Consider the following 14,426-nt stretch of genomic DNA (forward strand, 5'->3'; position numbering starts at 1 on the left):
GGATCACTCAGACAATTGCTTTCGATTGGCAAAAAAGGCACGAGCGGCTTGCTCGTCCTGCTCGATCTGGCTGCGCAGTTGTTCCAGCGACGCAAAGCGTTGCTCGTCTCGCAGCTTGTTTCTCAATATGACATCCAGCTGGCAGCCATAGAGGTCACCGGCGAAATCAAGCAGGTGAACCTCCAATGTGGGTACTGTGCCATTAACCGTAGGCTTAACGCCAATATTGGCAATACCCGGCCAGGCTGCAGCGTCAGCTCCCAGCACATCAACGGCAAAGACACCGGATACCGGGCTGACATTACGTTTCAAAGGCAAGTTCACCGTCGGAAAGCCGATACTGCGGCCACGCTTGGCGCCATGGTGTACCCGGCCACTGATGGAAAAAGGCCTGCCGAGCATCGCTGCGGCATCATCCAGACGGCTTGCAGCCAGGGCCTGGCGAATACGGGTACTGGACACCCGATCATTGACCAGGCAGAAGCTGTCAGTGTTGACCACGGCAAAACCATGTTGCTGGCCGGCCACCTGCAACATGGTGAAATCACCCCGGCGATGGTGGCCAAAACGAAAATCATCGCCGACCACCAAAAAGCGCACACCGAGCTTTTCTACCAACTGGGCAATAAAGGTTTCTGGCTCCTGGCTGGCAAAACGAGGATTAAAGGGTTCAACGATGACCCGCTCCAGCCCCAACTCTGCCAGTGCCCGCACCTTGTCGCGCAAGCGCGATAACCGGGCCGGTGCTTTGTCGCCCAGAAACAGCTCCAGTGGCTGCGGCTCAAACAGCATCACGGTCGCCGACAAACCCAGTTGCTGCGCCTTGGCCATTAATTGCTGCAATACCGCTTGGTGACCAAGATGCACGCCATCAAAGTTGCCAATGGTCAGCACACAGCCGTGGTGCTCGGCCCGGACGTTGTATAATCCGCGAATTAACTCCATGAAACCTGTCAGCCTGCCCGAAAAACCGCCCGATTATACCTGAGCGCCCGGCGCTATTCACCTGAACGCAAATGCCGTGGCCGAAAGCCGCTGGCCAGCAACGCCAGCAGGTAACTCAAACCGCCGCCAGCAATCAGCCCCAGCAGCCATAAGGGCCGCTGCGCCAAGCTCATCTGCTCCCACTGTGCCAGCGGCGGACTCAACCACAGTAGCACCAGCACCATGACCGTGGTTGCCAGGACAATGCGCAGCAAAGTCCAGGCGGTTTGTGCTCCGGGGCGATAAACGTTACGGCGCCACAGCCCGGCGGCCAGCAGGCCGGCATTGAGATAAGCCGACAGCGCTGTAGCAGCGGCCAGGCCGATGTAGCCCAGTTGGTCGCCAAGCGCGGTCGCCAGGACGATGTTAAAGGCCATATTCGAGACCATGGCGATAATGCCGATACGTACCGGCGTCTTGGTGTCCTGTTGCGCGTAAAAGCCCGGCGCCAGCACCTTGATCATCATAAAAGCAACAAGCCCGGAACCATAAGCCCACAAGGCCCAGGAGGCGCCAATGGCCGCTTTGACATTAAAGGCCCCGTGCAGGAACAGCACCATCAGCAATGGTGCGGCCAGCACCACCAGCCCTGCCGCGGCCGGCAGACCCAGCAGCAGTACCATCCGCACTCCCCAATCCATGTCGGCGGCAAAGGCCTGTGGATCCTTGCCGGCATGGCGGCGTGACAGGCTCGGCAAAATCACCGTGGCAATGGCAATACCAAACAGGCCAAGCGGAAATTCCAACAAGCGGTCAGCATAATACAGCCAGGAAATTGACCCCCCAACCAGCCAGGAAGCAATAAAGGTATCAAGCAACAGATTGATTTGGCTGACCGATACCCCAAACAACGCCGGGAGCATCAACTGGCGAATGCGGCTGACGTCTTTATCGTGCCAATCCCAGCGTGGCCGCCGTAAAAAGCCGGCTTTTATCATAAAAGGCAACTGGAACAACAGCTGCACTATGCCCCCTAAAAACACCCCCCAGGCCAGGCCAATTTCGGGCTGCGCCAGGCGCGGCGCCAGATAAAGGGCGCAAAGGATAATAGCGACATTAAGAAACACCGGCGTGAAGGCCGCCACCGCAAACCGGCCGAGGGTGTTCAGCACGGCACCGGCTAATGCCGTCAGGCTGATAAACCACAAATAAGGGAAGGTGATTTTCAGCATTAACGCCGCCAGTTCAAACTTGGCGCCATCCGGCTCACCATGTAACCAAGCCACAAACCAGCCGGTACCAAACAACGCTGCCAATACCGGTGAGCCAATTACACCGGCCAGGGTAACCAGGGTAATGATCGTACCTAAGGTGCCAGACACCTTCGCCACCAGCGCGCGCATGGCATCTTCACCGCGGTTTTGCTGCACATCCGCCAGCACCGGCACAAATGCCTGGGAAAAAGCCCCTTCAGCAAACAGCCGGCGCAAAAAATTGGGAATTTTCTGGGCAAAGAAATACACATCGGCAGCGTTGCCGGCCCCCAGCAGGTTGGCAATCACCACGTCACGGAGCAGGCCCAACACGCGGGAAATAAGGGTCATGAAACTGACCACAGCACTGGCTTTGAGAAGTTTACGGCTCAAACGGTATCCTTTATGGCGAAAAAGCCTGTGGGCGATGGCCATAATTCTGCTAGAATGGCCGGCATATTATCGCTCAACGTCTGCGGATGCCAACGCCCGATGCTTGGCATAATTTTTAGTCGATCTGTTTGACAACGGCGGCTAAAACGGGCATATTCCGTGGCCTTTTGATATTGGACCTCTCGAATTTTAGGAGTTAGACCTTGGCTAACATCAAGTCTGCGAAGAAGCGCGCGATCCAGGCTGAGAAGCGCCGTCAGCACAACGCCAGCCGCCGTTCTATGCTGCGCACCTTCGTTAAAAAAGTACGTGCCGCCATCGACACCGGTGACAAAGCTACCGCTCAGGAAGCTTTCAATGCTGCTCAGCCGCTTATCGATCGTATGGCAACCAAAGGCCTGATCCATAAGAACGCTGCCGCTCGCAACAAGGCACGTCTGAACGCGCAAATCAACGCGCTCTAAGGTCAGCCCTGATAAAAAAACCGGCTTCAAGCCGGTTTTTTTATGTCTGTCATTCAATGGCTGTATAGCCGGTCAAGCAACGCGATCAATTCTTCTGCCTCATCACTGTGCAGCGAGTAATACACCGTTTGCGCTTCCTTACGGGTAGTTACCAGACCATCACGACGCAACCAGGCCAGATGCTGTGACAAGGCTGACTGACTGAGATTAAGCTTTTCGTTGAGCTCACTCACCGACAGCTCATGATGTTGCAGATGTTTCAGAATGCACAAGCGACGTTCATTGGCCATCGCCTTCAGCAGAGTGACTGCGGGTGTGGCCGGGTCCAACTCGCTTTCTCTGGCAAAATTCATACTGCTCTCCTTTTTCCCTCGCCAACGTACAACCAGCGCTCCCTTTCCACGTGGCTACGCCATGCGAGCTATTGGCACAATAAGTAAAACGCGGTTTAGCTGAAGCTTCACTGAAATAAATAAGAAAATGCCATACGCCTGTTTTTTAAATGCTTATTGAGGGTTTGGCGGTCCAACCCTCTCTGAGCAAGACAGCAAAAACAGCAGAAAGTTGCGCGCATCTGTTGCTAAACGGTCACCTCAGAGTCAAGGGACTGTCATCTGTAGCCACTAGGCTAAGCTCCCGGATAAATGGGAGATCGACCATGAACCGGCACTATCGCACCTTGTTCTTGTCTGATCTGCACTTGGGCAGCAAAGACTGCAAAGCAGATTACCTCATTAACCTATTGCGCCAATGCCAGGCTGAGAAGCTGTACCTGCTGGGCGATGTCATCGATCTCTGGGCGATGAGCAAACGCAGCCATTGGCCGCACAGCCATACTCAGGTCCTGTTTGAGCTTGAACAGCTTGCCCAGCGCGGCTGCGATATTATCTATATTCCCGGCAATCACGATGCTCCGCTGCGCCGCTTTTGTGGCCGCACTTTCACCGGTTTTCGCTTGCAACGCCAGGGCCGCCATCAAATGGCTGATGGCCGTACTCTGCTGCTGACTCACGGCGACGAATTCGACCCGGTGGTATATCTGGGCAAACTGGAAAGCCTGCTCGGCGATCTCGGTTATGACGTGTTGTTGTGGCTGAACCGGGTCTGTGCGTTTTGGCGCCGCCGCCTGAAACTGCCCTACTGGTCACTGGCCGGCTACATTAAGCGCCAGGTACCACAAGCCAATGCTGCTATCCGGCGCTACCGCCAAGCGGCGATCCATGCCGCTCGCCAGGCGCAGTGTGACGGTGTCATTCTCGGCCATATTCATCAGCCGGAGTGCCTGCAAATCGATGGCATGCTGTATCTCAATACCGGTGACTTTGTCGACTCCTGCTCCTTTATTGCGGAAACCTACAGCGGTGAGCTGGAGCTGATGCACTGGACTGAGCAGCCAGTTCAGCTATTCAAGGCAGCCTGACGAGTCATGAAAATGTCATCGGTTTGTTGCTGAGACGACATAAGCATTCCTTAACATTGATGTGTTTATCCATGTTCAGGATGTGCCTATGTTTACTGTCGACTCCGTACTGGAACGGTACTTTCCCAAGTCACCGTACAAAAAAGTACTAGCTCCGGTACTGCGCCAGTTGCTGCATGAGCAGGAGTTCCAGGCTTTCGCTGACCGCTATCCGCACCTCAGTGGCTGGGACTTTATCGAAGGCGTACTGGACCACCTGGACGTGGGCTACCGGGTAGCTGACCGGGAAAAGGAACGGATCCCGCAAAGCGGCGCCGTGGTGATCATTGCCAATCACCCTATCGGTTCGATTGATGGTTTGGCGCTGCTGAAACTGGTCGGCGAAGTGCGCCGTGACGTCAAAGTGGTCGCCAACGCGCTGCTCAGCGAGCTTGAGCCTCTGCAGCCGCTGCTGTTTCCGGTTAACAACATGATTGGCCAAACTCACCGTGGGCAATTCCAGGCCATTACCAACCATCTGCAACAAGACAAGGCAGTCATCGTCTTTCCTGCCGGGGAAGTTTCCCGGCTACGCCCACAAGGGGTTCGAGATACCCGCTGGCGCAGCGGCTTTTTGCGGATGGCCCGCCAGGCTCAGGCACCGGTGCTACCGGTACGGGTGAATGCCCGCAACTCGGCACTGTTTTATTCCACCTCCATGCTCTATAAGCCTCTAGCCACCACCTTGCTGGTCAAGGAAATGTTCCGCCACCGCAATACCCAGCTGGACTTTCATGTTGGTGAGCTGGTGCCCTTTAGTCAGTTGGAATCCATCGCCGCGCTGCCGTTGCGCACGCAAATCAAGCTCTTTAAGAAACATTTGTATCGGGTTGGCACACAACGCCGGCTGCCGTTGAAAACTGAAAGCGCCATTGCCGGGCCGGAAGATCGCCAGGCTCTGCTGAAAGTGTTGAGCAAATGCCCACGGTTGGGCGAAACCAGCGATGGCATGCAAATTTATCTGTACGACGTCACCCCGGACTGCCCACTGCTGCGTGAAATTGGCCGCTTGCGCGAACTGGCCTTTCGAGCCGTCGGCGAAGGCACCGGCCAGCGCCGGGATACCGACCGTTACGATCCTCACTATCAGCACATTGTGCTGTGGGATCCGGAAGCACTGGAAATCGCCGGCGCCTATCGCTTTGGCGACCCCCGCAAAGTAGGCGCCGCCAGTATCTATTGCGCCACTTTGTTTGAATTTGGCCCAGGTATGGCACCGATACTGGATAACGGCCTGGAGCTGGGCCGCAGCTTTGTCCATCCGTCTTACTGGGGTAAAAGGGCGCTGGATTACCTGTGGCAAGGTATCGGCGCTTTTATTCGCGCCAACCCACGCTACCGTTACCTGTTTGGTGCCGTATCGCTGTCGGCAACGCTACCGGCACCGGCCAGGGAACGCCTGGTGCAGTTCTACCACCATTATTTTGGCCAGGACAGCCTTGGCACACGCCATTACCATCCTTATCGCCCGCAACCGCTAGGCAATTGTGATTTCTTTGATGGCAATGATTACAAAAACGATTTTGTGCGCCTGAAGTCGGCACTGGCCCGTATGGACTGCTCAGTACCGACCCTGTACAAGCAATATGCTGAGCTGTGTGAACCCGGTGGAGTGCGGTTCCTTGATTTTGGTGTAGACCCGGATTTTGCCAATTGCATTGACGGCTTGGTGGTCGTCGATCTGACGGCATTAAAGCCCGCAAAACGGGCCCGCTATATTGGTGGGGCAGAATAAAAAAGCAGTAAAAAAACCGGTCAGTTGGCCGGTTTTTTATCCCTTATAACTGCACCAGTAGTGCCTGGTAGATGGCAATCAATTGCTGGTAGGCGGTCAACGCGACACGTTCATTGGCTTGGTGGATATAACGGTTGGGCAGGCCCAGCTCAATCACCTGGGCGCCAGCGCCAGCAAAAAAGCGGCCATCAGACGCTCCGCCGGCTGTCGACAGCACCGGGAAACGGGCCAGTGTCGTTTGCACGGCTTGTTCGCAATAGCGTAAGAAGGTCCGGTTATTTTCGGCAAACTCAGAAAAATAAGGCTCGCAGGGTCGGCTCCAGTGCAGCTGATACTGCAAATCGTCATCAATACATTGCGTCACCCGCTCAGCAATCACATCCCGGCTGACCCGATGGCAATAGCGCAGATTAAAACGCAGCACCGCATGGCCAGGGGTGACATTATCCAGCCAGTCGCCATGCTCAATACCCGTCAGATGAAAGCCGGTACCAGGAAAATCGGCGGCGCCAACAGGCCACTGCAATGCTGCTAGCCGGCTGCCAATGGTCATGGCCCGGTGCAAAACGTTGTCTTGCGCCGCCTGATAAGCCACATGGCCGGAACGGCCGGTCAGGTGTAACTCCCCGGACAGGGCACCACGGCGACCGATACGCAGTGTGTCGCCACTGTAGTGCTGGCCGGTAGGTTCGCCAACCAGCACCCAGGGCGGCATACGGCCACTTTTTTGCAAGCGCTCGACAATACGCTGTGAGCCGTCTTCGGCCTCGCCTTCCTCATCCGACGTCAACAGCACCATCAGCCCGTCCAGTGCATGCCCCGCCGCCAGCGCCTGCTCTATTGCCACCAAAAAGGCGGCAATACCGCCTTTCATATCGGCAATACCGCGGCCATAGAGGTAACCGTCTTTGTGGGTCAGCGCAAAGGGGTTGACCTGCCAGTGTTCACCCGCCGGCACCACATCGGTGTGGCCGGAAAAAGCCAGCGAGGGTTTACCTGGTCGGCTGGCAATAAGGTTACTGACGGCCCCATCGCGGTAGCGTTCCACGTTAAAGCCCAGGGTTTGCAGCTCACGGGCCAGATAGTCCTGGCAGCCGGCGTCCGCCGGCGTGATGGAAGGACGGGAAATAAGCGCCTCAAGGTGGCGCAGTGCATCGGTCTGAACTGTCGGTTGCGGTTTGAGCATGACAAGGGCCAGGTAACCAAGACCTGCTTATCTCACCAAAGCCCTTTGACACTTTAATGATCAAAACTGTCAAATTGCAGTGACTGAGGGTCAAGATCACACAATCTGACCACTGCCGGGTGCTGGATCATCCGTTCCGCAAAAATAGCGTAGTAGCGCTCTTTCACCGCCTCTGTTTCACCCAGGCAGCGTACGCCAAAACGTTCCTCAAATTGGCGGTTGTTTACTGACGGCGCCACAAAGATCTCCCGCCCTGCCGAGCCAAACGCCAGCATGAGCCCGGAGTCATCAAATTCGCCACCAATACTGGGGTTTAGGCCCTGCTCATCCAGCCAGGTTTTCAGCTCGCGGCCTACCGCCGTCTTGCGGCTGGGTAACAGCAATGGCCGCTCCAGCAAGCAGGCAGGAAAGGGCTGAGTCAGCTCATCACGGCAGAAAAAGGCCAGTGGGTATTCAGCAATGGCCCGCGAATGCAGACCCGGCTCTGCAGCCGAGTCTATCGGGCAGTCCGAAACGATCATATCCAGCTTGTGGCTGCGTAGCTCTTCCAATAGCAGCTCATGGCGGGACTCAAAGCAACTGAGTGCCACTTCCACACCGGGCGGTGAAGCCACCCGCAGCAGCATCGCCACCACCCATTTGGACAGCGCATCCGCAACCCCCACATCAAAACGAACCGATTCGGCCTGTTTGTAGTCAAGGATGTCAATGAGCTCATAAGACAGATTGAACATGCGATCGGCGTAACGGTACACCAGTCGCCCCAGCTCAGTGGTATCCAAACGCCGGCCCCGTTTCGCCAGCAGCGGTCCCATTCGCCCTTCCAGCAGTTTTATCTGCCCGGAAATGGTCTGCGGCGTTACACACAATGCGTCTGCGGCCGCAGCCAGAGAGCCTTTGCGAACCAGCATCCAGAAATAATAGAGATGGTTGTAATTTAAATGCGCCATATCACCGACAACTAAAGACATTATTCAGATAGACCAACAGCTCCTGGCCGGAGCTGATGCCCTCACTGGCCACTTCCTGGCGCAACTCTTGAAGCAAGGCTGCGTTTTTAGGCTGCGTACGGTCACAAAGGCGCTGTTTGATGTAATCAAGACGCCCGCCAACCCGCTGACGCAGAGCTCTTTCACTAAGCCCTGCTTCTCGCTCACTGACACTCTCACTTTGATACTGCATTTTCACACCGTCAATAACGCCTATCAGGTAATCGTGGCAGCGCGATGATTGCGCTGTTTTTGCACTGCAATAATCATCAAAGTGGGCCAGCGGTGCGGTGGCCGCAAAGGCCCAAGAGCCCGGCAGGAAGATCAACACAGTCAGGATCACAGCTTTCATAACGCCTCCTCTTTCACTAAGGCACGGTTCATCAGCAGATAGCCAAGCACAGCCGCCACGGTGGACCCCACCAGAATGCCCAGCCGGGAATAGGTATCGTAAATGACGTGTTCATGCTGGTAAGCCAGCGAGGCAATGAACATCGACATAGTAAAGCCAATGCCACACAGCACCGACAGGGCGGCGATGTGCCGCCAGCCAGTATGGGCCGGCAGCTGCGCCACGCCACTTTTCACGGCCAGCCAGGTAAACCCGAACACACCCAGCGGTTTACCTAACAACAGCCCCAGCATGATCCCTAGCGGCAGCGGTGCCAGTAGGCTGTCCAGGCTCAAGCCGGTCAGCGGCACCCCCGCGTTGGCCAAAGCAAACAACGGCAGGATCAGTACCGCAGTATATTCCGCCAGCATCTCCTCAAGCCGGTGAGCAGGCTTGTCGTCCCCGACTTTCAGCGGGATCAAAAAGCCCACCAGCACCCCGGCCAGAGTGGCATGTACCCCTGATTTGAGCACGCTGACCCAGAGCACCAACCCCACCAGCAGGTACGGTAGCAACCGCCGTACTTTCAGCAGGTTCATGGCCACCAGTACCAAAGTGGCCACGGCCGCAACAACCAGACTGGTCGTCGACAGATCGGTGGTATAGAACAAAGCAATGACGATGATCACACCCAAGTCATCCATGATCGCCAAAGCCAGCAGGAATACTTTCAACGAAGTGGGTACCCGCTTACCCAACAATGCCAGCACCCCCAGGGCAAAGGCGATGTCAGTGGCAGCAGGAATAGCCCAGCCCTGTCGGTTGACCGGGTCATCGACATTAAAGAACAGAAACACCAGCGCTGGTATAGCCATGCCGCCAATAGCAGCGATCACCGGCAAGATGGCCTTACTGGGTGAAGACAGTGCCCCTTCAGCCAGCTCGTGTTTCACTTCCAGGCCGATCAGCAAAAAGAAAATCGCCATCAGGCCGTCATTAACCCAGGCAAGCCAAGGTTTGGCGATAGCCAGAGAACCTATCTGTACTGACAGGGGGGTTGCCAGCCACTGCTGGTAATAGCTGGCCAGGGGGCTGTTGGCCAGTACCATAGCCAGCATAGCGGCTAAAATAAGCAGGGTGCCACCGCGGGTTTCTGGCCGGAATAAGGAACGCAAATGTTTCATCTGAGACGACCCTCCTGTCGCTGCTGCCGGGACGTTTCAGACTAGAATAGTCATTAACCCCAAAAAATTCTTTTCTTTCTGCCAAAAGATAAGGTTTTACCGAAATCTTATCTTTTCATGCATCACCGCAACGCATAAATCGCTCCGGCTCTATCTTGCCAGCCCAGTGCAAAAAATCGGCAACCATCTCTTTTTACTCAGCAAAGAGAAACGGGCAAAAAAACCATAGAAACGAACCCTATCACCTCGCCGTTAGCTGCTTAACTTGTGAAAGTGCCCCTTTTAGCCCGGAGAATTGCCATGTCGGCCCCACGCCTAATTTTCAAGACACTGCTGTTTGCTTTTTCTATGGCGCTGGCCTTTCCTGGCTTGGCTGCGGCAACACCAGGCAGCCAACAGCTCTACCTAGCAGAGAACCAAGCCGCTTTTGCCGGCACAGCGGCACACTTTCGCGGTACCGTGCAGGTCAAAATGCTTTTCCCAGGAAATGCTACTGCCCACTATTCTGGCGCTTACGTCACCTTTGCTCCGGCGGCCCGAACCGCTTGGCATCGCCACCCTGCCGGCCAACATATCATTGTTACCCGCGGTACCGCCCTGACGGCGACACGAGCAGGCCAGGTCATTGCCTTTCATGCCGGAGACAGCCTGTGGTGCCCACCGAATGTCGATCACTGGCATGGTGCCACCGCCCAAGCGCCCATGACTCATTTGGTGATCACTGCCAGCAAGGGCGGCAACAATGTGCGCTGGCTGGAACAAGTTAACGACCAGACTTATCAAAGTGCCATAAACAGCTTGCCTGCCAGGCACACCAAGGCACTAACACCAGCCCAGCAGCAACTGATCCGCATTAGTGCATATACAGCCAGTGGCGAACGTGAGGCACTCATCCAGGCCCTGCATAACGGTTTGGATGCAGGCCTTAGCATCAACGAAATCAAAGAAGCGCAGTTGCATCTGTACGCCTATGCCGGTTTCCCGCGAGCTCTCAATGGTCTGGGAGCGTTGATGACCGTATTAAGAACACGCCAAGCACAAGCCATCGAAGACAAAACCGGCCCGGTAGCGCAGCCCTTTACTGACCGTCAGAGCAGCCTGAAACGGGGCACCGCCTTGCAGACCAAGCTATCGGGGGCACCAGTTCAAGGCCCGCTGTTTGATTTTTTCCCGGCCATAAACACCTTTTTGCAGCTGCACCTGTTTGGCGACCTGTTCGGCCGGGGAGTATTAACGCAACAAAGCCGCGAGCTGGTCACGCTTTCGGCGCTGGCCAATATGGAACGAGTCACTCCGCAACTACAGGCACATATTCGTATTGCCAGTAATGCCGGCGTGACTCCGGCACAACTCCAGGCGTTGACCGCGGTATTGCACCGTGACGTTGGCCGCTTGGCCGCTAACCGCTTCGAGCAGGCCCTGAACGCAGCTCATTAACCAGACGCCACCCAGTTCATATCTAAACAGTACATTGCCCGGGAGAATGCCATGACCCACCACAAAGATGACCAACCCCCCGTCCAGGCGCCTGCAGGCGACACCCTACAAGCACCGGGGCCACTGTCCAGGCGCCTCTTCATTCGCAATACCGCCGCCGTAGGTGCTGGCCTGCTGTTTGCCAGTGCCTCACCGCTGTTTGCGGCAGTACCGTCAACGAGAAGGAATGACATGAACATCAAATCGAAAGGTTATGCTGCCGTTGATACCTCCGGCAAGTTACAACCCTGGGCATTTGAGCGCCGGCCGCTCGGTGACTATGACGTTTTGATCGAAACCCGCTACGCCAGCATTTGCCACTCAGACATTCACCAGATGAAAGGGCATTGGGGGCCACAGCAATATCCGCAAGTGCCAGGGCATGAAATTGTCGGGGTAGTCGCAGCCGTCGGGGCAAAGGTCAGCCGCTTCCAGGTTGGTGACCGCGCCGGTGTTGGCTGCATGGTCAATGGCAACCCGGAATGTGAAAGTTTTCAGCGTGGCGAGGAGCAGTACTGCCCGGATACTGTCTTTACCTATGGTTATCCGGAAAAAAGCTCTCCCAGTGGCATTTCACAGGGCGGGTATTCCAACAACATCGTGGTCAATGAGCATTTTGTCGCCCATATCCCTGACCATATCAGTTTTGACAAGGCCGCCCCGTTGCTCTGTGCTGGCATCACCACTTATTCACCGCTGATGAAATTCAACCTCAAAAAAGGCGACAAGGTCGGTGTTGCCGGTATTGGTGGCCTGGGCCATATGGCCATTAAGATAGCGGCCTCTAAGGGGGCCGAAGTTTACGCTTTCACCACCTCGCCAGATAAAGTGGCAGACATACTCAGCTTCGGCGCCAAAGAAGCCATTGTTGTTGACGACCTCAGCAAAATGAAACCTTATCGGGGGCTGCTCGATTACATGCTCTGTACCATTCCCTACCAGTACGACGTGGCGGTCTACACCTCGGTCGTTAAACCCTTCGGCACCTTTACCCAGGTTGGCATGCCCATTCACTTTGAAACAACCATAAATGCCCTAGCGCTGGCGGCCAATCGGGTCAATTTTAATGCTTCACTGATAGGAGGTATGAAAGAAACGCAAGAGGTGATCAACTACTGTGCGGACCACAAGATTTACCCGCAGATCCAGATCATCGCCGCCGAGCAAATCAACACCGCCTGGGATAATGTGGTCAACAAGAAAGCCCGTTACCGTTATGTCATCGACCCGGCAACCTTCTGAAATGAAGCACCAATAAGCAACAAACCGAGCGCCGTCAGGCGCTCGGCTTATACCGCCACCTGCGCCTTGATCACCGGCTCAGGGTCGTAACCGACAAATTCAAAATCATCGAACTGGTAATCAAAGATGCTGGCCGGCTTGCGCTTGATCAGCAATTGCGGCAATGCCTTCGGCGTACGGCGCAGTTGCTCGTAAACGATGTCGTCAGTCAGGTGGTTATGGTAGAGATGGACATCGCCAAAGGAATGCACCAACTCCCCTACAGCCAGTTCGCACTGCTGCGCCAGCATGTGAGTGAGTAGCGCCGCTTCGGCGGTGTTAAAGGGCACCCCCAGGAAAAAATCGGCACTGCGCTGGTACAGCTCACAGGACAGTTTTCCTTCTGCCACATAGAACTGATACAAGGTGTGGCATGGTGGTAATGCCATTTCCTCAATTTTTGCGGCATTCCAGCCGGACAGGATAATGCGCCGGCTTTGTGGATTATGTTGTAAGGCATGGACGACATCGGCAACCTGATCCACTTTACGCTGGATCACCGCCGTACCGTTATAACAGTGCAACAACTCGAAGCCGCGCGCGGTAAAGTCGTCCTGCTGACGCCGATACTCAGTTTCGCTGATGGCGCGCGTGTCATCCCAGGCACGCCACTGCTTGCCATAGACCTCATGCAGGTCGCCATTATCATCCGCCCACTCGTTCCATATCCTGACACCGTTATCGTTCAGATAACCAATATTGGTGTCGCCGGACAAAAACCAGATCAGCTCATGGATGATGGACTTCAGGTGAATCTTTTTGGTCGTCATCAGCGGGAAGCCGGACGCCAGGTCATAACGTAACTGGCGCCCAAAAACACTACGGGTACCCACGCCGGTGCGGTCATTACGATCCACACCGTTATCGACAATATCCTGCATCAACGCTAAGTACTGTTTCATAACCTGTTACTCGACCTTGCTCACCTAAGTACACCCTGCCGCCTTTTAGGCCTGAGGTGTTTTATACCGATAGCTCCAGTACAGCATGGCAATACCGGCAATGATCATCGGGATAGACAACACCTGCCCCATGGTAATAAAACCGCCCAATTCACCCAGTTGCGGATCCGGCTCACGGACAAATTCCACCAGCGTCCGGAATGTACCGTAACCGAGTAAAAACAAGGCCGATACTGCCCCTCTGGGCCGCGGTTTTTTCGAAAACCACCAGAGAATACTGAACAGCACCAGTCCTTCAAGGGTGGCTTCATATAGCTGACTGGGGTGGCGCGGCAATGGCCCGGCGCCCGGAAAAATCATGCCCCAAGGGAGATCGGTAGGCCGCCCCCACAGTTCACCATTAATAAAGTTACCAATACGGCCCATACCCAGGCCAATAGGCACTAAAGGCGCTACAAAGTCGGCAATGGTCAGGAAGGTACGCTTGGTCTTACGGCCAAAGTACAGCATGGCCAGACTGACCCCCATCAGGCCGCCGTGAAAGGACATACCGCCTTCATCGACCCGGAACAAATACCAGGGGTTGGCCTGAAAGAGGTCGAAGTGATAGAAAATCACGTAGCCGATACGGCCACCGATAATCACACCCAGAAAGCCGTAAAACAGCAAGTCACTGACTTCGTCACGGGTCCAGCCGGAATTAGCCTTGTCTGCCCGCCGGTTCGCCAGGTAAAGGGCGGCAAAAAAACCGATCAGGTACATCAGACCGTACCAACGTACGGCAAGCGGCCCGATATGAAAAATTACCGGGTCAATATGTGGAAAATGCAGGGGTGTAGACATATCACT

General features: G+C 55.4%; 14 protein-coding genes. 5 read left to right on the forward strand and 9 right to left on the reverse strand.

Annotation, left to right across the window (positions count from 1 at the left end; all coding sequences use genetic code 11):
- Positions 1 to 3 precede the first annotated feature (3 nt).
- Positions 4 to 945: a bifunctional riboflavin kinase/FAD synthetase gene (gene ribF, locus WDB70_RS11315; protein WP_406664386.1), complete on the reverse strand. Its 942-nt coding sequence runs from the start codon at positions 943 to 945 to the stop codon at positions 4 to 6.
- Positions 946 to 998: 53 nt separating this feature from the next.
- Positions 999 to 2,570: a murein biosynthesis integral membrane protein MurJ gene (gene murJ, locus WDB70_RS11320; protein ID WP_406664387.1), complete on the reverse strand. Its 1,572-nt coding sequence runs from the start codon at positions 2,568 to 2,570 to the stop codon at positions 999 to 1,001.
- Between the two features lie 203 nt (positions 2,571 to 2,773).
- Here murJ and rpsT point away from each other — a divergent pair, with 203 nt between their 5' ends.
- Positions 2,774 to 3,034 carry a 30S ribosomal protein S20 gene (rpsT, locus tag WDB70_RS11325; protein ID WP_406664389.1) on the forward strand — a complete coding sequence of 87 codons (261 nt, stop codon included), beginning with the start codon at positions 2,774 to 2,776 and terminating at the stop codon, positions 3,032 to 3,034.
- A gap of 53 nt (positions 3,035 to 3,087) precedes the next feature.
- Here the strand turns inward: rpsT and WDB70_RS11330 are convergent, their stop codons facing one another.
- Positions 3,088 to 3,387: an ArsR/SmtB family transcription factor gene (locus WDB70_RS11330; RefSeq protein WP_406664391.1), complete on the reverse strand. Its 300-nt coding sequence runs from the start codon at positions 3,385 to 3,387 to the stop codon at positions 3,088 to 3,090.
- Positions 3,388 to 3,692: 305 nt separating this feature from the next.
- On the opposite strand from WDB70_RS11330, the gene WDB70_RS11335 reads away from it, so the two are divergent.
- Complete coding sequence (locus WDB70_RS11335) at positions 3,693 to 4,454, forward strand: UDP-2,3-diacylglucosamine diphosphatase (RefSeq protein WP_406664393.1); 762 nt, start codon at positions 3,693 to 3,695, stop codon at positions 4,452 to 4,454.
- Positions 4,455 to 4,542: 88 nt separating this feature from the next.
- The gene (locus tag WDB70_RS11340; RefSeq protein WP_406664395.1) at positions 4,543 to 6,228 is read left to right on the forward strand and encodes a GNAT family N-acyltransferase; all 1,686 of its coding nucleotides are present in this window, start codon (positions 4,543 to 4,545) and stop codon (positions 6,226 to 6,228) included.
- Between the two features lie 43 nt (positions 6,229 to 6,271).
- On the opposite strand, the gene dapE is transcribed toward WDB70_RS11340, so the two are convergent.
- From dapE to nhaA, 4 genes are read right to left on the reverse strand one after another with little or no spacing between them, the layout of a single operon-like run.
- Complete coding sequence (gene dapE / locus WDB70_RS11345) at positions 6,272 to 7,414, reverse strand: succinyl-diaminopimelate desuccinylase (protein WP_406664397.1); 1,143 nt, start codon at positions 7,412 to 7,414, stop codon at positions 6,272 to 6,274.
- 53 nt (positions 7,415 to 7,467) lie between these two features.
- Positions 7,468 to 8,364, reverse strand: a complete 897-nt coding sequence (gene nhaR / locus WDB70_RS11350; protein WP_406664399.1) for a transcriptional activator NhaR — start codon at positions 8,362 to 8,364, stop codon at positions 7,468 to 7,470.
- A gap of 1 nt (position 8,365) precedes the next feature.
- Positions 8,366 to 8,755, reverse strand: coding sequence for a hypothetical protein (locus WDB70_RS11355; RefSeq protein WP_406664401.1), 390 nt, complete (start codon positions 8,753 to 8,755; stop codon positions 8,366 to 8,368).
- Entirely contained in the window at positions 8,752 to 9,918 is a 1,167-nt protein-coding gene (gene nhaA, locus WDB70_RS11360) for a Na+/H+ antiporter NhaA (protein ID WP_406664403.1), read from the reverse strand. The genes WDB70_RS11355 and nhaA overlap by 4 nt, the downstream gene beginning before the upstream one ends.
- A 300-nt stretch (positions 9,919 to 10,218) precedes the next feature.
- Between nhaA and WDB70_RS11365 the strand changes: the two genes are divergently transcribed.
- Positions 10,219 to 11,355: a cupin domain-containing carboxymuconolactone decarboxylase family protein gene (locus WDB70_RS11365; protein ID WP_406664405.1), complete on the forward strand. Its 1,137-nt coding sequence runs from the start codon at positions 10,219 to 10,221 to the stop codon at positions 11,353 to 11,355.
- A 51-nt stretch (positions 11,356 to 11,406) separates the two neighbouring features.
- The gene (locus tag WDB70_RS11370; protein WP_406664407.1) at positions 11,407 to 12,636 is read left to right on the forward strand and encodes an NAD(P)-dependent alcohol dehydrogenase; all 1,230 of its coding nucleotides are present in this window, start codon (positions 11,407 to 11,409) and stop codon (positions 12,634 to 12,636) included.
- Positions 12,637 to 12,683: 47 nt separating this feature from the next.
- Here WDB70_RS11370 and thyA read toward each other — a convergent pair whose 3' ends face one another.
- Both thyA and lgt read right to left on the reverse strand, forming a co-directional pair.
- Entirely contained in the window at positions 12,684 to 13,577 is an 894-nt protein-coding gene (gene thyA / locus WDB70_RS11375; RefSeq protein ID WP_406664409.1) for a thymidylate synthase, read from the reverse strand.
- 45 nt (positions 13,578 to 13,622) lie between these two features.
- Entirely contained in the window at positions 13,623 to 14,420 is a 798-nt protein-coding gene (lgt, locus tag WDB70_RS11380; RefSeq protein WP_406664411.1) for a prolipoprotein diacylglyceryl transferase, read from the reverse strand.
- Positions 14,421 to 14,426: the final 6 nt, after the last annotated feature.

Origin of the sequence: Gallaecimonas aegicerasi (assembly GCF_045291545.1) — a bacterium.
Taxonomy (GTDB): Bacteria; Pseudomonadota; Gammaproteobacteria; order Enterobacterales; family Gallaecimonadaceae; genus Gallaecimonas.